The following is an 18,332-nucleotide window of genomic DNA, read 5'->3' on the forward strand; positions in this document are numbered from 1 at the left end:
CGCCGGTCAGTCCGGCAGCCAGGCCCGTACCGTGAACCCGCCGCCGGGGTCGGCAGCGGCGGTCAGCTCACCGCCCAGCGCCTCGGCGCGGTCCCGCATCCCGGTGATGCCGTTGCCGGCGACGAACCCGTCGACGGCGCCCCGGCCGTCGTCGGACACCCGGACGGACACCCCGTCGGGGGCGTATTCGACGGACACGGTGACCGTACCCGCTCCGGAGTGCCGCACCACGTTCGTCAGCGACTCCTGCACGATCCGGTAGGCCGCCGCCTCCGCCCCCGCCCCCAGCCGCCGCGGCTCGCCGGCGACCTCGGAGCGCACCTCGATCCCCGAGGCCCGCACCCCGGCCAGCAGTTCGTCCAACCGGTCCAGACCCGACGCGGGGGAGCGGGGCGCCTCCTCGTCCACCACGCGCAGCACGCCCAGGATCGCCCGCAGCTCCCGCAGGGTCTCCCCGCTGGCCTGCTTGATCGCGGCGAGCGCCGCGGCGGCGCGCTCCGGCTGGGAGTCGATCAGGTAGAGGGCGCTGCCCGCCTGCACGTTGATCAGGGAGATGTGGTGCGCGATCACGTCGTGCACCTCGCGGGCCAGCTTCAGGCGCTCCTCCGAGGCGCGGCGGCGCGCCTCCTCCTCCCGCGTGCGTTCGGCCTCCTCCGCGTGCCTGCGCACCATGTCCAGGTACTCGCGGCGCTTGCGCATCGCCTCGCCGCCGACGAGCACCACGAGCACCCAGGCGAACATGCCCAGCGCGTACCCCAGCCGGGGCTCGCCGAAGTGCAGCGTCTCGAAGACGTGGATGATGAGGTACTGGGTGAGCCCGAGCAGCCAGCCGGTACGGCGGTAGCCCAGCGAGACCAGGGTGAACAGCGCCGCCGCGCCCGCCACGACGATGAGGTTGTCGGGATAGCCGAGCGGATAGTAGACCGTGGTGGCCAGCACCGACACCACGGCCACGGGGACCGGGAACGCGCTCAGCCACAGCAGCGGCGCCACCGCCAGCACCATGAGCGGCAGCCCCCACGGCAGCAGCTCCCGCAGCGAGGCCAGGCCCTCCGGGGTGTCCTCCAAGGAGAAGACGGTGGACGCGAAGGCGATCCCGGCCACCACCACGGTGACCGCCAGGTCCGTCTGCGTGATCCGACCCAACCGTTCCATCATCCTCCGACGGTACGCACCCGCGGGCCGGCCGCGCATCGGCGCCACGGAGGCCCGTCGCGGACCGGACTACTCCCCGCGGAGTAGCCGCGGCCGGGCCCACCCCCGCGGGGGGCGGACGTACTCCAGCAGGATCGCGCCGAACAGCAGCGCCGCGCCCACCGTCCCCGTCGGGGAGAGGACCTCGCCCAGCCACACCGCCGACAGCAGGGTCGCGGTCAGCGGCTCCAGGACCACGGCGAGCGCCGCGGCCGTGGCCGGGGTGCGCCGCAGGCCGCCGAAGTAGGCCAGGTAGGCCAGGGCGGTGGGCGCCAGACCGAGGTACAGCAGCGCCCCCGCCGCGGCGGGCGTCGGCACGAAGACCATCCCGGCGACCGCGGCGACCGGCACCAGCAGCGCACCGCCGAGGAGGCACCCCAGGGCGGTGACGCCCAACGGGTCCAGTCCGGGCACCGGGCGCCGGTTGACCAGGGTCAGCGCGGCGAAGGAGACCCCCGCTCCCAGGGCGCACCCCACGCCGAGCACGACCTGGCCGGGCGGGGCGTCCACGTCCGGGGCCCCGGCCAGCAGCACCAGTCCGAGCACCCCGCAGCCGACCGCGGCCAGCAGCGCGGGCCGGGGCAGCCGCCGCTCCAGCACCGCCGAGGCGCAGGTGACGAACACCGGGACGCTGCCGATGGCGATGAGCGTGGCCAGGCTCACCGAGGCGGCCGAGATCGCCGCGAAGTAGCAGGACTGGAACGCCGCCAGCAGCGCTCCCGCGGCCACGACGCGGCGCGCCGCGGCCGGGGTGCGCGGCAGCCGCCGCAGCCGCCCGCCGACCCCGAGCGCCCCGGTGGCCAGCAGACCGCCCACCAGCAGCCGGTAGCAGGCCGTCGCCAGGGGGTGGACGCCGGTCAGCTCCTGCAGGACCGAACCGGCGAAGCCGCCGGTGCCCCACAGCACCCCCGCGAGCGCGAGCAGCAGCGGACCCGACCACCCGGGCGGCGCGGAACGGGAGGGGAGGGGGACGGACACGGCGGGACTCCACGCGGACGGGGACGGGAGGCGGGACCGGCGGACGCCGCGGCAGACGTCCGCTGTTCCCGGCATGGGAGGAATCTAGCCCAGCGGGCGGACCCGGCGACAGGCGGCCACGGTGCGCGACTGTCGGTCGGCAGCGATACCGTACGAGACAGCCGTAGCCCGCAACCGGCGGGCAGGACCACGAGGAACCCACACGAGCCCCATGCACTTTCCGCACCCCGGACGCTACTCCGGACCCCAGGACAATCTGCACGACGAACTGCTGCGCGTCCCCTTCGACGTGGTCGCCCCGTGGCTGCGCGTGCTGCTCACCGGGGACCCCACCCCGCTGGGCACCGACAAACTGGCCTACTCCATCAACCCCCACCTGACCGCGCTGCTCGTCTACCGCACCGACCCCGGCAACTACTCCAGCGCGATCCTCGACAAGCGCCACACCCAGGCGTGGGGGCGCAGCAAGCAGGACCTGTGGTTCACCGCCCTGGGCAACATGGCCTACGACCAGTACCAGCAGTACACGGTGCACTCCGGCACCGACACCGACGTGCAGGTCGTGCAGGGCGTCGACTGGGCCGGCTCCGCGCACGTGATGCGGCTGCCCGACGTCATGCGCCAGCCCGCGCCCTACGGCGCCCTGGTGATGCTGCCCGACCCCAACGTCATGGTCTACGCGGTGCTGCACAGCCGCCGCTCCCTGCCGGTGATCCCGTTCCTCTACGACGTCTTCCAGCGGCTCACCGAGAACGGCCCGGTCACCGACCAGATGCTGTGGTGGCGCGGCGGACAGGTCAGGGGCATGTCCACCCGTCCGGCCGAGGGCGGCGGGGTGCAGGTCAAGCAGTCCCCGGAGTTCAACGCCCTCGTCGAACGGGAACTGCCCGCCTGATCCGCCGGCTCAGAAGACGCCCTCCGGCGGCGCGGGGGAGTCCTGGGCCGTCGCGTCGTGCACGACGGCCGCGCCCGCGGCGAACCGGTCCAGCTCCGCCCCCGACAGCACCCGCGCCATGTCCGGGTCGCGGTGCGCCCGCCGGGCCAGCTCCTCCACCGGCAGCTTCCGCTGCCCCGCCACCAGGACCAGGTTGCCGAACCGCCGCCCCCGCAGCACCGAGGGCTCCGCGACCAGCGCCAGGTGGCGGAAGACCCGGGCCGCGGTGGCGACCTGGGCGCGGGCGTACCGCAGCCCCCGCCCGTCCCCCACGTTCGCCGCGTACACGCCGCCGGGCCGCACCACCCGGGCCGCCTCCGCGACGAACTCCACCGACGTCAGGTGCGCGGGGGTGCGCGCCCCCGCGAACACGTCGCACACCACGAGGTCGGCGCTGGCCGGGCGGCGCGCCGCCAGCCAGGCGCGGGCGTCCCCCGTCGCCACCCGCAGGTCCGCCCGCCGGTCCCAGGGCAGCTCCCGCCGGACCAGCGCGACCAGGTCCGCGTCGATGTCCACGGCCCGCTGCCGCGACCCGGGACGGGTGGCGGCCACGTAGCGGGCCAGCGTGAGCGCCCCCGCGCCCAGGTGGAAGGCGTCGATGGGCGCGCGCTCCGGCGCCACCAGGTCCACCACGTGCCCCAGCCGGCGCACGTACTCGAAGTCGAGGTGGGTGGGGTCGGCGAGGTCCACGTGCGACTGCGGGGTGCCGTCCACCAGCAGCACCCACGAGTCGGAACGGTCGGCGTCCCGCAGCAGCTCCACTTCCGCCCGCCCGGTCGCCTCCGCGCCGCGCCCGCCCATGCGCCCCCGCCCTCCGTCGTCCGTGGTTGACCGTGCCGGTCCCACGGTAGGCGCACCGCGGAGCCGGACGGCACACCGGAGCGGGCAGGGGAGCGGACCGGCGCGCCGCCGTGTCCTCGGAGCCCGCCCGGTACCGCTAGCCTGGAAACCCCTCCGGGCGAGGCCGCCGACCCGCCCAGACCAAGAAGACCCGAGCGGAGTGCCTCCGCGATCTCACCGAGGAGTGGTGGTCGTGCTACTGCGGATGTCGAACCTGTTCCTGCGCACCCTGCGTGAGGACCCGGCGGACGCCGAGGTGCCGAGCCACAAGCTCCTGGTGCGCGGCGGGTTCGTGCGCCGCACCGCGCCCGGCGTCTACTCCTGGCTGCCCCTGGGCAAGATCGTGCTGGAGAACGTCGCGGCCGTGGTCCGCGAGGAGATGAACCGCATCGGCGCCCAGGAGGTGCTGCTGCCCGCGCTGCTGCCCCGCGAGTACTACGAGGCCACCGGCCGCTGGACCGAGTACGGCGACACCCTGTTCCGGCTGAAGGACCGCAGGGGCGCCGACTACCTGCTCGGCCCCACCCACGAGGAGCTGTTCACCCTGCTGGTCAAGGGCGAGTACTCCTCCTACAAGGACTTCCCGGTCATCCTCTACCAGATCCAGGAGAAGTTCCGCGACGAGGCCCGGCCCCGCGCCGGAATCCTGCGGGGCCGCGAGTTCCACATGAAGGACTCCTACTCCTTCGACCTCGACGACGAGGGGCTGCGGCGCTCCTACGAGGCGCACCGCGAGGCCTACATCCGCATCTTCGACCGGCTCGGCCTGGACTACGTGATCGTCGAGGCCACCTCCGGCGCGATGGGCGGCTCGGCATCCGAGGAGTTCCTGGCGGTCGCCCCCAGCGGCGAGGACACGTTCGTGCGCAGCACCGGCTCCGACTACGCCGCCAACGTGGAGGCCGTGGTCACCCCCGCGCCCCCCGCGCGGCCCGTCGAGGGGCTGCCCGAGGCGCGGGTGCACCACACCCCCGGCACCCCCACCATCGAGTCGCTGGTGGACTTCCTCAACAACGCGGGGCTCGGCCGGACCTTCACCGCCGCCGACACCCTCAAGAACGTCCTGGTCAAGACCCGCGCTCCCGGGGAGAAGGAGTGGGAGCTCCTCGGCATCGGCGTGCCCGGCGACCGCGAGGTCGACCTCAAGCGCCTGGAGGCGTCCCTGGCCCCGGCCGAGGTGGCGCTGCTGGAGGAGGAGGACTTCGCGGCCAACCCCTTCCTGGTGAAGGGCTACATCGGCCCCGGCGCGCTGCAGGCCAACAAGGTGCGCTACCTGGTCGACCCCCGCGTCGTCGAGGGCACCGCCTGGGTCACCGGCGCCGACCGGGCCGACCACCACGTCGTCGACCTGGTGTGCGGACGCGACTTCACCCCCGACGGCACCATCGAGGCCGCCGAGGTCCGCAACGGCGACCCGGCGCCCGACGGCAGCGGCACCCTCTACACCGCGCGCGGCATCGAGATCGGGCACGTCTTCCAGCTCGGCCGCAAGTACACCGACGCGTTCTCCCTGGACGCGCTCGGCCCCGACGGCAAGCCCCGGCGGGTCACCATGGGCTCCTACGGCATCGGCGTCTCCCGCGTGGTCGCCGCCGTCGTCGAGCAGTCGCACGACGAGCGGGGCATCATCTGGCCGCGGCAGATCGCCCCCGCCGACGTGCACGTGGTCGGCACCGGCAAGGGGGAGCAGATCGAGGTCGCGCTGCGGATCGGCCGGGAGCTGGCGGACCGGGGCGTGCGGGTGCTGGTGGACGACCGCAAGGGCGTCTCCCCGGGAGTGAAGTTCACCGACGCGGAGCTGCTCGGCATCCCCACGGGGGTCATCGTCGGCCGGGGCCTGGCCGAGGGCGTGGTGGAACTGCGCGACCGCGCCACCGGGGAACGCTCCGAGGTGGCCCTGGACAGCGTGGTCGACACGGTCGTCGGCATCGTGGCGGGCTGAGCGCGCCGACCCTCTCCGGGGCGTCCCGCGCGGGGCGCCCCGGCCGTGTCGACCCGGGCCCTACAGCTCCCCGCCGGGGAAGCCCGGGAAGACGCTCAGCCGACCGCCCAGCGCCAGGACGCGCAGGGTCGTCTCCCGCAGCGCGCGGCCCGCGAGGTCGCGCAGGCCGCTGTCCGGGGCGGCGGCCAGCTCCAGGTACGCCTGGGCGGTGGTCTCCTCCAGGCCGGCGGCGAAGTCCCGCAGCGCCTCGCCCGCGGTGTCCGCGGGCAGCTGGTAGGCGTCCTCTCCGCCGGGGGGAACCGCCTCCCGCGCCACCAGCGCGTCGTGCAGCGTGTCCCGCCAGGCACGGTGCTCCTCCAGGTGGGACAGGCACAGGTCGCGCAGTTCCGCGCCGATGCGGGCGGCGGCGAAGCCGTATCCGTGCACCGCCGCGTGCTCGGCCAGCAGCGCGTCGCGCAGTGCCGCCGTCGCGGCGTCCGCCTCCTCGGCGGTGGTGGGATCGGGTGTACCGGTCACGACTGTGCCTCCGACAGTAGGTGGACGTGTCCCGCCTCGCAGGCGCCGACGCTGGCGAGGAGCTGGGCCAGCGCGGGGTCGGTGGCCTCGCCGAGCTGGCGGAGCCGGTTCGCCGCGGCGGTCTCCTCCGCGACGCGCAGCCCGGCCCGGTCGACGGCCGCCGGGGGAGGCGCCCCGGGACTCGCGGACACCTCCGGCTCCGCCCCGTCCCGTTCGGGCAGCCGCTCCCGCAGCACCGCCAGGTGGCGCTTGTGGTGGCCGCGCAGCTCCTCGTAGAGCACGGGGTCCTCGGCGGTCCCGCTGTCGAGCGTCGCCGTGTAGCGGGCCACCAGCCGTTCCTTCTCCGCGATCGCCGACCGCAGCAGGTACTCGTCGGGGGTGACCTCGCTGGGGTACCAGTCGGAGCCCCGGCAGCCGCTCACCCCGAACACGGCCGCCGCCAGTACGCCGCCCGCCAGGACCGTGCGGCGGGAGGGAGCCTGGTGGCGCAACGGTACCTCCTGAAAGAGACGACGAAGGGGAGAACCGGACCCGCCCTATCTTCGCACGCCGCGACCGCCCCGGCGGAGCCTTGCGCCCACCGCTCCGGTCCGGGGGCGGCCGACCCCCGCGAGAGCGGCCGCCCGGCCTCCGACCGGCCGACGATGCGGGGAAACCGCCGACTGTGGATACCCTTGGACTGAAGCCGCCGCCTTTCCGGGGCGAGCGGCGACCGAGCACACAGCTGGACCGCCCCGCGACCGCCGCGACCGGGACGGGAATCGTCGAGGAGGATCACGATGGGCGCGCAGACCCGCCACGAGCGTCTCGCGCAGCTGTTCACCCCCGTCCTGGCCGAGGCCGGGCTCGACCTGGAGGGACTGGAGATCACTCCGGTGGGCAGGCGCCGCCTGGTCCGGGTGGTGGTGGACTCCGACGACGGCGTCGACCTCGAAAGGATCGGCGAGGTCAGCCAGAAGATCTCCACCGCGCTTGACGAGGCCGATGTCATGGGGCAGTCTCCGTACGTACTGGAGGTGACCTCGCCTGGCGTGGACCGGCCGCTGACCGAACCACGGCACTGGAGGCGCGCCCGGGGACGCCTGGTGCACGCGCCGCTCGTCGCCGGTGGTCAGGTGAGAGGACGTGTGGTCGCCGCCGACGAGACGGGCGTCACCTTCGACGTTGACGGCCGAAGCCAGGTGTACGCCTTCTCCGACCTGGGACGAGGCAAGGTCCAGGTGGAATTCCGCCACGACGACGCGGCGGACTAGAGGGGGAGCCCCGTGGATATCGACATGAGTGTCCTGCGCAGCCTGGAACGCGAGAAGGACATCTCGGTGGACCTCGTCGTCAAGGCGATCGAGGACGCGCTGCTGATCGCGTACCGCCGCCAGGAGGGGCCCGACACCAACGCCAGAGTGGAGTTGGACCGCGCCACGGGACACGTCACGGTGTGGGTCGAGGAGCGCGACGAGGAGGGGCAGCTCGTACGCGAGTACGACGCCACGCCCTCCGGCTTCGGACGCATCGCCGCCTCGACCGCCAAGCAGGTCATCCTGCAGCGGCTGCGGGACGCCGAGGACGAGGTCACTCTGGGGGAGTTCGCCGGACGCGAGTCCGAGATCGTCTCCGGCATCATCCAGCAGGGCAAGGACCCGCGCAACGTGCTGGTCGACCTCGGCAGGATCGAGGCGATCCTGCCGCCCCAGGAGCAGGTGCCGACCGAGACCTACAACCACGGAGAACGGCTGCGCGCCTACGTCGTGCAGGTCCGCAAGGGGCACCGCGGCCCCTCGGTGACGCTGTCGCGCACCCACCCCAACCTGGTCCGCAAGCTCTTCCAGCTGGAGGTCCCCGAGATCGCCGACGGCACGGTCGAGATCGCGGCGATCGCGCGGGAGGCGGGCCACCGCACCAAGATGGCCGTCAAGTCCAACAAGCCCGGCGTCAACGCCAAGGGCGCGTGCATCGGGCCGCTCGGCAGCCGGGTCCGCAACGTCATGAACGAACTGCGCGGAGAGAAGATCGACATCGTCGACTACTCCGACGACCCGGCCAGGTTCGTCGGCAACGCGCTGTCGCCCGCCAAGGTCACCCACGTCGAGATCGTCGACGCCGCGGCGCGCGTCGCCCGGGTCACCGTGCCCGACTACCAGCAGTCGCTGGCGATCGGCAAGGAGGGGCAGAACGCGCGGCTGGCCGCCCGCCTCACCGGGTGGCGGATCGACATCCGCTCGGACACCGAGGTCAACGGGCAGTCGGACGGTCCCGCCGACTCCGCGGGCTGATGGGGCCACGCGGTAGAATGGGGGTCGGCTCAGCGGCCCCCGTACGCACGTGCGTGGGCTGCAGGTCGAAAGCAGCCCAGTCCGATCTCGTACGGTTGGCGCTGGACGGGGACGCGGTCGTGTGCGACCGCGCCAGACGGCTGCCGGGGCGGGGGGCCTACCTCCACCCCGACCGACGGTGCTGGGAGGCCGCGCAGCGGCGTCGTGTCTGGCCGCGGGCGTTCCGCGTCCGACGCGCCCTCGACACCTCAGCCGCCGCCGAGTGCTTCGCCGCGGTCTGATTTCGAGTTGGCCGAGGTTCTGGATTAGGGTTGGAATGATCACGCCGTCAGCTCGGTTGTACTGACCGGGTGCGCGGCGGGTCTTGTCATGCCGGGAAGAACCGGCGTCACCCACCCATTGTTGTGTAGCAGACGAGTCGGAAGCGGGTCGAGATTGCGATGAGCGCTCGATGAGTACGCAGCGATGAGTACGTCAAGCTAGCGACGGTCCGGCACACGCTCATGTCCCGGACCGAGATAGAGGAGAGCAGTGGCGAAGGTCCGGGTATACGAGCTCGCTAAAGAGTTTGGTGTGGAGAGCAAGGCTGTCCTTGCCAAACTTCAGGAGATGGGCGAATTCGTACGTTCGGCGTCCTCAACGATCGAGGCGCCGGTGGTACGCCGACTCAAAGAGGCTTTCAACGACAACAACGGCTCCGGCGGAGCGAAGGGCACCGGGGCGAAGAGCAGCCCCAAGCCCCGTCCGCGTCCCGAGCCGTCCAAGGCCCCGGCCCCGTCGGCCGGCGGCGACACAGCACGTCCGGCGGTTCCCAAGCCCGGCCCCAAGCCGGGACCGCGTCCCGCCGTCAACGCCCCCGGAGGTTTCCGCGCGCCGTCTCCCGAGGGTGAGACGCCGCGTCCGGCCGCGCCCAAGCCGGGACCGCGTCCCGGCCCCCGTCCCGGAGCAGGAGCGGGCAAGACCGCCCAGCCCGGCGCCGGACAGCGCGCCGACCGTCCGGAGCGTCCCGCCCGTCCCGGCCCCGGCGCCGGAGGACCGCGTCCCGGTCCCCGTCCGGGACCGCGTCCGGGCAACAACCCGTTCAGCTCGAACCCCAGCGGCATGGGCGCCAAGCCCGGCCCCCGCCCCGGAGCACCGCAGGGCGGCGCCGGAAGCGCCGGCGTCCCCCGTCCCGGCCCGCGTCCGGGCCCGGGTGCGGGTGGTCCCCGTCCCGGCCCCAACGCCGGAGGACCGCCGCGTCCCCAGGCGCCCCGCCCGCAGGCCCCGCGCCCGCAGGCGCCGCGTCCGGGTCCCGGTGCGGGCGGTCCCCGTCCCGGCCCCGGCGCCGGAGGACCGCGTCCCGGTCCCCGTCCCGGTCCGCGGCCCAGCCCGATGAACATGCCGGCGTCCCGGCCCACCCCGCCCGGTGGCGGCGGTGGCCGCCCCGGCACCGCCGGCCGCGGCGGTGGCGGCCGTCCCGGCCGCGGTGGACCGGTCGGAGCCGGACCCCGCGGTGGCGGCGCGCCCGGCGGCGGCGGTCCGCGTCCCGGCGGCTTCGGCGGCCGTCCCGGCGGCGGCGGTCGCGGCCGCGGCGGAACGGCCGGAGCCTTCGGCCGTCCCGGCGGTCGTCCGGGCCGTGCCCGCAAGTCCAAGAAGCAGCGGCGGCAAGAGTTCAACGACATGCAGGCGCCGTCGTTCGGCGGCGTCAAGATCCCCAGCGGCAACGGCAAGGTGATCCGCCTGTCCCGGGGCGCGTCGCTGGCCGACTTCGGCGAGCGCATCGACGTCAACCCGGCGTCGCTGGTGCAGGTCGTCATGCTGCAGCTGGGCGAGATGGTCACGGCCACCCAGTCGCTGCCGGACGAGACCCTGCAGCTGCTGGGCGAGGAGCTCAACTACACGGTCGAGGTCGTCAGCCCCGAGGACGAGGACCGCGAGCTGCTGGAGTCCTTCTCCATCGAGTTCGGCGAGGACGCCGGAAGCGAGGAGGACCTCAAGCCGCGCGCGCCCGTGGTGACCGTCATGGGTCACGTCGACCACGGTAAGACCCGACTGCTCGACGCGATCCGCAACACCAACGTGGCCAGCGGCGAGGCGGGCGGCATCACCCAGCACATCGGCGCCTACCAGGTCACCACCACGGTGGACGGTGAGGAACGCAAGATCACCTTCATCGACACCCCGGGTCACGAGGCGTTCACCGCCATGCGGGCCCGCGGTGCGCAGGCCACCGACATCGCGGTGCTGGTGGTCGCGGCCGATGACGGCGTCAAACCGCAGACGGCCGAGGCCATCGACCACGCCAAGGCGGCCGGCGTGCCGATCGTGGTGGCGGTCAACAAGATCGACCTCGACACCGCCGATCCGCAGAAGGTGCGGGCCCAGCTCACCGAGTACGGCCTGGTGGCCGAGGAGTACGGCGGCGACGTCCAGTTCGTGGACATCTCCGCCAAGCAGAACATCAACATCGACGGACTCCTCGAAGCCATCATCCTGACCTCGGACGCCGAGCTGGACCTGAAGGCCAACCCCGACATGCCGGCCCAGGGCCTGGCCATCGAGGCCTACCTGGACCGGGGCCGCGGCTCCATGGCCACCGTGCTGGTGCAGCGCGGAACGCTGCGCGTCGGCGACTCGATCGTCTGCGGCGACGCCTACGGGCGCGTCCGCGCGATGCTCGACGAGAACGGCAAGCAGGTCAAGGAGGCCGAGCCGTCCCGTCCGGTGCAGGTGCTCGGACTGACCAACGTGCCCAGCGCGGGCGACAACTTCCTGGTCGTCAAGGACGACCGGGTGGCCCGCCAGATCGCGCAGCAGCGCGAGGCGCGGGAGCGGTTCGCGCAGCAGGCCAGGGCCAGCCGCCGCGTCACCCTCGACAACTGGCAGAAGACCCTGGAGGAGGGACAGCGCGAAGAGCTGCTCCTCATCATCAAGGGCGACATGTCGGGTTCCGTCGAGGCGCTGGAGGAGTCCCTCCTCAAGATCGATGCGGGCGGCGACGAGGTCGCGATCCGCGTGATCGGCCGCGGGGTCGGCGCGATCACGCAGAACGACATCAACCTGGCCGCCTCGTCCGGCGCGATCATCATCGGCTTCAACGTTCGGCCCGAGGGCAAGAACAGCGAGCTGGCCGACCGCATGGGCGTGGACATCCGCTACTACTCGGTCATCTACCAGGCCATCGAAGAGGTGGAGGCGGCCCTCAAGGGCATGCTCAAGCCCGAGTACGAGGAGGTCCAGCTCGGTACCGCGGAGATCCGCGAGGTCTTCAAGGTGCCGCGGATCGGCAACGTCGCCGGTGTGATCGTCCGCGACGGCCTGATCAAGCGCAACGCGAAGGCACGGCTCATCCGCGACGGGGTGGTCGTCTCCGACAACCTCACCGTCGAGTCGCTGCGCCGGTTCAAGGACGACGTCACCGAGGTCCGCGAGGGCTTCGAGTGCGGTGTCGGAATCGGCTACAGCGACATCCGCGTCGGCGACGTCATCGAGACGTTCGAGATGCGCGAGAAGCCGCGCGACTGACCCTGCCGGGTCGGTCCGGGGCCCCGGCGCACCACGCGCCGGGGCCCCGGACCCCGGTTTCCACGGCCCGCCGAGCCGCAACAGAACGGCAGCCACAACCACAGACATCCACGGGGTGAGCGCGTGTTCGTCGGAGCCTTGACGCTGGACCTGCTGCTGGGCGACGTCCGCTCCCTGAAGCAGAAGCGTTCCGTCGTGCGGCCCATCGTGGCCGAACTCCAGCGCAGGCACAGCGTCTCGGTGGCCGAGACCGGCAGCCACGACCTGTACCGGCGCTGCGAGATCGGGGTGGCGGTGGTCGCCGCCACCGCGGCCCACTGCACGGCGCTGATGGACTCCTGCGAACGCCTGGTCGCAGAACGCCCCGAAGTCGAGCTGTTGTCCGCCCGGCAGCGGCTCTTCAACGACGAGGAATAGAGCCATGGTTGACGCCGCACGCGCGAGCAAGCTCGCCGACCGCATCCAGCGGATCGTGGCCGAGATGCTGGAACGCCGCATCAAGGACCCGCGCCTGGGCTTCGTGACCGTCACCGACGCGCGGCTCACCAACGACCTGCGCGACGCCACCGTCTACTACACGGTGTTCGGCAGCGACACGGAGAAGGCCGGGACCGCGGCGGCCCTGGAGAGCGCCAAGGGGCTGATCCGCTCCGAGGTCGGCCGCCGCACCGGGCTGCGGCACACCCCCACCCTCACCTTCGTCGCCGACGAGGTGCAGGCCAACGCCCAGCACATCGAGGAACTGCTGGCCAAGGCCAAGATGGCCGACGCCGAAGTGGCCCGCGCCGCGGCCAACGCCACCCCGGCCGGGGACGCCGACCCCTACCGGACCCCGCGCGCCCACGAGGACGAGGACGACTGATCCATGACCGACGGCGTCGTCATCGTCGACAAGCCCGCCGACTGGACCTCCCACGACGTGGTCGCCCGGGTACGCCGCCTGGCGGGAACCCGCCGGGTCGGCCACGCCGGCACCCTCGACCCGATGGCCACCGGAGTGCTGGTGCTCGGCGTCGGCAGGGCCACCCGGCTGCTGGGGCACCTCGCCCTCACCCGGAAGGTCTACGAGGCGACGATCCGCCTGGGGTGGACCACCACCACCGACGACGCCGAGGGGGAGCCGCTGGAGCGCCGCCCCGCCGACCGGGTCGACGAGGCCGCGGTCCGGGCCGGGGCCGCGGCGCTCACCGGCGTGATCCAGCAGGTGCCGCCGCAGGTCAGCGCGATCAAGGTGAACGGGCAGCGCGCCTACCGCAGAGCCCGCGCCGGGGAGTCGGTCGAACTGCGGGCCCGCGAGGTGACGGTGCACGAGTTCGCCGTCACCGGCTTCCGCCGCGTCGACGACCCCGGCGGGGCGCTCGTCGACGTCGACGCCCGCGTCACCTGCTCCAGCGGCACCTACATCCGCTCCCTGGCCCGCGACCTCGGCGCGGACCTCGGCGTGGGCGGGCACCTCACCGCGCTGCGCCGCACCCGGGTGGGCCCCTACTCCCTGGACCAGGCCGCCACCCTGGACGAACTGGCCGCCGAGTTCACCCTGATGCCGCTGGCCGAGGCCGTCGCCGCGGCCTTCCCGGTCCGCCGCCTCACCGAGGCGGAGGCCCGCCGGGTGGCCCACGGCAACCGCATCTCCCCGAGCGGCCGCCCCGGCCCGGTCGGCCTGTTCGCCCCGGACGGCAGCGTGCTGGCCCTGGCCGAGGACCGGCCCGGCTACGGCAAACCCGTGGTGGTCTTCGCCGGAGGCTGAGGCGGGCCCGCGCAGCCGCCTCCCGGAGCGGGGAGCGCGACGAGTAGCATGACGCGGGGCGGCTCCTGACCCGTCGCCCCGCTCGGTCGACCACACCTGATGGGAGAGCGGTGAGCGTGCGGCTCTGGCACGGACTGGACGAGGTGCCCGCCGACTGGGGGAGCTCGGTCGTGGCCCTCGGCACCTTCGACGGCGTCCACCGCGGCCACCAGCGGCTCCTGCACCGGGCCCGGCAGCACGCCGACCGGCGGGGCCTGCCGCTGGTCGCGGTCACCTTCGACCCCCTCCCGGCACCGGGAGACGCACAGCCCGCCGCGGTGCTCACCGGCGTCGACCGCAGGGCCGAACTGCTGGCCGAGCACGGCGCGGACGCGGTGTGCGTGCTGCCCCCGACCCCGGGACCCGCCGACCTGCCCCCCGCGGAGTTCGTCGACCGGGTCCTGGTCGACGGACTGCACGCCGCGGCGGTCCTCCCCGCCTGGCCCGGGGACCCCGTCCCCGCGGGCGACGCGGACACGCTGCGCGCCCTCGGCAAGGAGCACGACTTCACGGTCGAGGAGACCCCCGCCGACGCCGAACCCGTCACCTCCGCCCGGGTGCGCTCCCTCGTCGCCTCCGGGGACGTCGCCGGGGCGCAGGCCGCCCTGGGGCGCCCCCACCGGGTCGAGGGCGTCGTCGTCCACGGCGCGGCCCGGGGGCGCGAACTGCTGGGCTTTCCCACCGCGAACCTGGACTGCCCCCCGCACACCGCCATTCCCGCCGACGGCGTCTACGCGGGCTGGCTGCTGCGGCTCGACGGAGCCGAGGGGGAGACCCGGTGGGCGGCGGCCGTCTCGGTGGGCACCAACCCCACCTTCGAGGGAAGCGCCCGCACCGTCGAGGCCTACGCCCTGGACCGCGACGACCTGGAGCTGTACGGCCTGCGCATGGCGGTGGAGTTCACCCACCACATCCGCCCCATGCTGCGCTTCGACGGGATCGAGGCGCTCATCGAGGCCATGTCGCGCGACGTCGCCCGCTGCCGGGAACTGCTGCTGGGCCGCTGAACCGGCCGCCACGGGGCACGGGCACCGCGCATCGGTAGTAAGCTTGCCCGAGAGTCGGCCGCAGCGCCGACCGTCGACCGTGCCCGCTGCACGGCCCGTCCGGGCCCGCGGCACGTTCGACCGCACTCACCCGTCCGACGACTGTGGGCGCGCACGGTTGTCGGCTTTCGACGGTCCCTTCGGACCACCGCTTCTCGAAAGCACCCGGTCAAGGTCCGCGCGCCGAGAACGTGAGAAGGAGCGCCGTGTCGATCGACACCGCCACCAAGAAGAAGATCATCGCCGAGTACGGCACCAAGGAGGGCGACACCGGCTCTCCCGAGGTGCAGGTCGCGCTGCTGACGCACCGCATCACCCAGCTCACCGAGCACCTCAAGGAGCACAAGCACGACCACCACAGCCGTCGTGGCCTGCTCCTGCTCGTCGGCCGCCGGCGCCGTCTTCTTCAGTACATCGCGAAGAAGGACATCAACCGCTACCGTCAGCTGATCGAGCGCCTCGGTCTGCGTCGCTAGCCGGTGACCACCGAAAAGGGGAGTGGCCGCCGCCGCTCCCTTTTTCTTAGTAGGGTGGACTCGTTACCGGCCGCCGAGCCAGGGTAGTACCCTGCCACGACGTGTCGGATGACAACTGAACAGCAGGTAATTCCCGCGCCCCACCCTCAGCCGTCTCAGGCCACGGTGGCATCCTCCGGAAGGCGAGGCGAGACCTCGCCACGGTGTCGAGGCCGGTCCTCGGTAGTGGTTCCCCGACACGTCCGCACCCACGGGCGTCGGGGGACTTCGATCGATGGCCGGCCGTCAGGGCCATCGCGGTGCGGTCGTGGCCGTGACACGCCGCACCGCGGAGTCATGCGACTTCGAGACGGACACTCTCTTCGGGGCACGGACGCGGGACTTTCGTTATCCGTGTAGGAGGTCGCCCATGGAGGGCGTGTATTCCGCCGAGGCCGTCATCGACAACGGCCGCTTCGGCACCCGTACCATCCGTTTCGAGACCGGCCGGCTGGCCCGCCAGGCAGCCGGGTCGGCCACGGCCTACCTCGACGACGAGACCATGGTCCTGTCAGCGACCACCGCGTCGAAACGCCCCAAGGAAGCGCTCGACTTCTTCCCGCTGACCGTCGACGTCGAGGAGCGCATGTACGCCGCGGGACGCATCCCCGGCTCGTTCTTCCGCAGGGAGGGCCGTCCCTCCGAGGACGCCATCCTCACCTGCCGCCTCATCGACCGGCCGCTGCGGCCGTCCTTCCAGAAGGGGCTGCGCAACGAGATCCAGATCGTCGCGACGGTCCTGGCGCTGCACCCCGACCACCTCTACGACGTCATCGCCATCAACGCCGCCTCGATGTCCACCCAGCTGGCCGGGCTCCCGTTCTCCGGTCCCATCGGCGGCGTGCGCGTGGCGCTCATCGAGGGCCAGTGGGTGGCGTTCCCCACCCACGCCGAACTGGCCGACGCCACCTTCGACATGGTCGTGGCCGGCCGCGTGCTGGAGGACGGCGACGTCGCGATCATGATGGTCGAGGCCGAGTCCACCCCGCACACCCTCAGACTGGTCGCCGAGGGCGCGATCGGCCCCAACGAGCAGACCGTCGCCGAGGGCCTGGAAGCCGCCAAGCCGTTCATCAAGGTGCTGTGCCGCGCCCAGCAGACGGTGGCCGACGCCGCGGGCAAGGAGACCGCCGAGTACCCGATCTTCCTCGACTACCAGGACGACGCCTACGAGGCCGTCGAGGGCGCGATCCGGGACGAACTGGCCGCGGCGCTCACCATCGCCGACAAGCAGGAGCGCGAGGCCGAACTCGACCGGGTCAAGGCGCTGGCCGCGGAGAAGCTCGCCGAGGACTTCGAAGGGCGGGAGAAGGAGCTCGCCGCGGCGTTCCGCTCGCTCACCAAGAAACTGGTGCGCGAACGCATCATCAAGGAGAAGGTCCGCATCGACGGCCGCGGCGCCAAGGACATCCGCTCCCTGACCGCCGAGGTCAACGTCGTGCCCCGGGTCCACGGCTCGGCCCTGTTCGAACGCGGTGAGACCCAGATCCTGGGCATCACCACGCTGAACATGCTGCGCATGGAGCAGACCATCGACACGCTCAACCCCGAGCGGACCAAGCGCTACATGCACAACTACAACTTCCCGCCCTACTCCACCGGGGAGACCGGACGGGTCGGGTCGCCCAAGCGCCGCGAGATCGGGCACGGCGCGCTCGCCGAGCGCGCCCTCCTGCCGGTGCTGCCCTCCCGCGAGGAGTTCCCCTACGCCATCCGCCAGGTCTCGGAGGCCCTCGGCTCCAACGGCTCCACCTCCATGGGGTCGGTGTGCGCCTCCACCATGTCGCTGATGGCGGCGGGCGTGCCGCTCAAGGACATGGTCGCGGGCATCGCCATGGGCCTCATCGCCGAAGGCGGCGAGTACGTCACCCTCACCGACATCCTCGGCGCCGAGGACGCCTACGGCGACATGGACTTCAAGGTCGCCGGAACCCGCGACCTCATCACCGCGCTGCAGCTGGACACCAAGCTCGACGGCATCCCCGCCGAGGTGCTGGCCTCCGCCCTGCAGCAGGCCCGCGGGGCGCGCCTGGCCATCCTCGACGTCATGGCCGAGGCGATCAACCGGCCCGCCGAGATGAGCCCGCACGCGCCGCGCATCCTCACCATCAAGGTGCCTGTCGACAAGATCGGCGAGGTCATCGGCCCCAAGGGCAAGATGATCAACTCGATCCAGGACGAGACCGGCGCCGAGATCACCATCGAGGACGACGGCACCATCTACATCGGCGCCACCGACGGGCCCTCCGCTGAGGCGGCCCGCGACACCATCAACAGCATCGCCAACCCGACGATGCCCGAGGTCGGCGACCGCTACCTCGGCACGGTCGTCAAGACCACCGCCTTCGGCGCGTTCGTGTCGCTGCTGCCCGGCAAGGACGGCCTGCTGCACATCTCGCAGATCCGCAAACTGCACGGCGGCCAGCGGATCGAGAACCTCGACGACGTGATCAGCATCGGCGAGAAGATCCAGGTCGAGATCCGCGAGATCGACGACCGGGGCAAGCTCTCCCTGGTCCCGGTCGAGGTCGTCGAAGCCGAGGCCGCGTCCGCCGGCAACGGCGAGGAACCCCGCAACGGGGCGGAGAAGGCCGACAGCGGCGACAGCGGCGAGGAGAAGCCGCGCCGTCGCCGCCGCACCCGCTCCTCCAGCCGTTCCAGCGAGAACACCTGAGCGACCCGCACCCGACGCCCGGACCACCACCGGGCGGGGTGAGGACCCACCGGGCGGCCGTACCGTGAGGGGACGGCCGCCCTCCGTTTACCCCGGGGGCGACCCCACGTTTCCGCTTTCGCTGAAGAAGGAC

Annotated in this window: 17 protein-coding genes; 12 read left to right on the top strand and 5 right to left on the bottom strand. The window is 72.8% G+C overall.

All coding sequences use genetic code 11. From position 1 onward, the window contains the following. Positions 1-6: 6 nt before the first annotated feature. Positions 7-1,158 (bottom strand): sensor histidine kinase, encoded by a 1,152-nt coding sequence (locus FOF52_RS00375; RefSeq protein ID WP_248591835.1) that lies wholly within the window; start codon positions 1,156-1,158, stop codon positions 7-9. A gap of 66 nt (positions 1,159-1,224) precedes the next feature. Further along, positions 1,225-2,172, bottom strand: coding sequence for a DMT family transporter (locus FOF52_RS00380; RefSeq protein WP_248591836.1), 948 nt, complete (start codon positions 2,170-2,172; stop codon positions 1,225-1,227). A gap of 211 nt (positions 2,173-2,383) precedes the next feature. Here FOF52_RS00380 and FOF52_RS00385 point away from each other — a divergent pair, with 211 nt between their 5' ends. Beyond that, positions 2,384-3,067, top strand: a complete 684-nt coding sequence (locus FOF52_RS00385) for a hypothetical protein (RefSeq protein WP_248591837.1) — start codon at positions 2,384-2,386, stop codon at positions 3,065-3,067. 9 nt (positions 3,068-3,076) lie between these two features. Here FOF52_RS00385 and FOF52_RS00390 read toward each other — a convergent pair whose 3' ends face one another. Further along, on the bottom strand, positions 3,077-3,907 hold the full coding sequence (locus tag FOF52_RS00390; RefSeq protein ID WP_248591838.1) for a spermidine synthase: 831 nt from the start codon (positions 3,905-3,907) through the stop codon (positions 3,077-3,079). A 232-nt stretch (positions 3,908-4,139) separates the two neighbouring features. Between FOF52_RS00390 and FOF52_RS00395 the strand changes: the two genes are divergently transcribed. Then, complete coding sequence (locus FOF52_RS00395; RefSeq protein ID WP_248593697.1) at positions 4,140-5,888, top strand: proline--tRNA ligase; 1,749 nt, start codon at positions 4,140-4,142, stop codon at positions 5,886-5,888. 60 nt (positions 5,889-5,948) lie between these two features. Here the strand turns inward: FOF52_RS00395 and FOF52_RS00400 are convergent, their stop codons facing one another. Further along, the gene (locus FOF52_RS00400) at positions 5,949-6,404 is read right to left on the bottom strand and encodes a ferritin-like domain-containing protein (RefSeq protein WP_248591839.1); all 456 of its coding nucleotides are present in this window, start codon (positions 6,402-6,404) and stop codon (positions 5,949-5,951) included. Further along, a complete protein-coding gene (locus tag FOF52_RS00405) occupies positions 6,401-6,895 on the bottom strand; it encodes a hypothetical protein (protein WP_248591840.1) in 495 nt (164 codons plus the stop codon). Before FOF52_RS00405 ends, FOF52_RS00400 begins: the two co-directional genes overlap by 4 nt. A gap of 288 nt (positions 6,896-7,183) precedes the next feature. On the opposite strand from FOF52_RS00405, the gene rimP reads away from it, so the two are divergent. From rimP to FOF52_RS00455, 10 genes are all read left to right on the top strand, one after another. Beyond that, positions 7,184-7,657, top strand: coding sequence for a ribosome maturation factor RimP (gene rimP, locus FOF52_RS00410; protein WP_248591841.1), 474 nt, complete (start codon positions 7,184-7,186; stop codon positions 7,655-7,657). Positions 7,658-7,681: 24 nt separating this feature from the next. Then, positions 7,682-8,674 carry a transcription termination factor NusA gene (gene nusA, locus FOF52_RS00415; protein WP_248593698.1) on the top strand — a complete coding sequence of 331 codons (993 nt, stop codon included), beginning with the start codon at positions 7,682-7,684 and terminating at the stop codon, positions 8,672-8,674. 17 nt (positions 8,675-8,691) lie between these two features. Continuing rightward, positions 8,692-8,955, top strand: a complete 264-nt coding sequence (locus FOF52_RS00420; protein ID WP_282573789.1) for a YlxR family protein — start codon at positions 8,692-8,694, stop codon at positions 8,953-8,955. A gap of 250 nt (positions 8,956-9,205) precedes the next feature. Next, the gene (gene infB / locus FOF52_RS00425; RefSeq protein WP_248591843.1) at positions 9,206-12,178 is read left to right on the top strand and encodes a translation initiation factor IF-2; all 2,973 of its coding nucleotides are present in this window, start codon (positions 9,206-9,208) and stop codon (positions 12,176-12,178) included. Positions 12,179-12,301: 123 nt separating this feature from the next. Beyond that, positions 12,302-12,595, top strand: a complete 294-nt coding sequence (locus FOF52_RS00430; RefSeq protein ID WP_248591844.1) for a DUF503 domain-containing protein — start codon at positions 12,302-12,304, stop codon at positions 12,593-12,595. A gap of 4 nt (positions 12,596-12,599) precedes the next feature. After that, positions 12,600-13,040 (top strand): 30S ribosome-binding factor RbfA, encoded by a 441-nt coding sequence (rbfA, locus tag FOF52_RS00435; protein WP_248591845.1) that lies wholly within the window; start codon positions 12,600-12,602, stop codon positions 13,038-13,040. 3 nt (positions 13,041-13,043) lie between these two features. After that, a complete protein-coding gene (truB, locus tag FOF52_RS00440) occupies positions 13,044-13,925 on the top strand; it encodes a tRNA pseudouridine(55) synthase TruB (protein ID WP_248591846.1) in 882 nt (293 codons plus the stop codon). A gap of 116 nt (positions 13,926-14,041) precedes the next feature. Continuing rightward, entirely contained in the window at positions 14,042-14,971 is a 930-nt protein-coding gene (locus tag FOF52_RS00445; protein WP_248593699.1) for a bifunctional riboflavin kinase/FAD synthetase, read from the top strand. 245 nt (positions 14,972-15,216) lie between these two features. Further along, positions 15,217-15,486, top strand: a complete 270-nt coding sequence (gene rpsO, locus FOF52_RS00450; RefSeq protein ID WP_248591847.1) for a 30S ribosomal protein S15 — start codon at positions 15,217-15,219, stop codon at positions 15,484-15,486. Positions 15,487-15,895: 409 nt separating this feature from the next. Continuing rightward, a complete protein-coding gene (locus tag FOF52_RS00455; protein ID WP_248591848.1) occupies positions 15,896-18,199 on the top strand; it encodes a polyribonucleotide nucleotidyltransferase in 2,304 nt (767 codons plus the stop codon). Positions 18,200-18,332 lie beyond the last annotated feature (133 nt).

Origin of the sequence: Thermobifida alba, assembly GCF_023208015.1 — a bacterium.
GTDB classification, from domain to species: domain Bacteria; phylum Actinomycetota; class Actinomycetes; order Streptosporangiales; family Streptosporangiaceae; genus Thermobifida; species Thermobifida alba.

Excerpts from the sequence above, each read along its gene's own strand:
- FOF52_RS00375 (WP_248591835.1), bottom strand. The coding sequence starts at position 1,158 with ATGATGGAACGGTTGGGTCGGATCACGCAGACGGACCTGGCGGTCACC.
- FOF52_RS00385 (WP_248591837.1), top strand. The coding sequence starts at position 2,384 with ATGCACTTTCCGCACCCCGGACGCTACTCCGGACCCCAGGACAATCTG.
- FOF52_RS00390 (WP_248591838.1), bottom strand. The coding sequence starts at position 3,907 with ATGGGCGGGCGCGGCGCGGAGGCGACCGGGCGGGCGGAAGTGGAGCTG.
- rimP (WP_248591841.1), top strand. The coding sequence starts at position 7,184 with ATGGGCGCGCAGACCCGCCACGAGCGTCTCGCGCAGCTGTTCACCCCC.
- nusA (WP_248593698.1), top strand. The coding sequence starts at position 7,682 with ATGAGTGTCCTGCGCAGCCTGGAACGCGAGAAGGACATCTCGGTGGAC.
- FOF52_RS00420 (WP_282573789.1), top strand. The coding sequence starts at position 8,692 with ATGGGGGTCGGCTCAGCGGCCCCCGTACGCACGTGCGTGGGCTGCAGG.
- rbfA (WP_248591845.1), top strand. The coding sequence starts at position 12,600 with ATGGTTGACGCCGCACGCGCGAGCAAGCTCGCCGACCGCATCCAGCGG.
- truB (WP_248591846.1), top strand. The coding sequence starts at position 13,044 with ATGACCGACGGCGTCGTCATCGTCGACAAGCCCGCCGACTGGACCTCC.
- FOF52_RS00455 (WP_248591848.1), top strand. The coding sequence starts at position 15,896 with ATGGAGGGCGTGTATTCCGCCGAGGCCGTCATCGACAACGGCCGCTTC.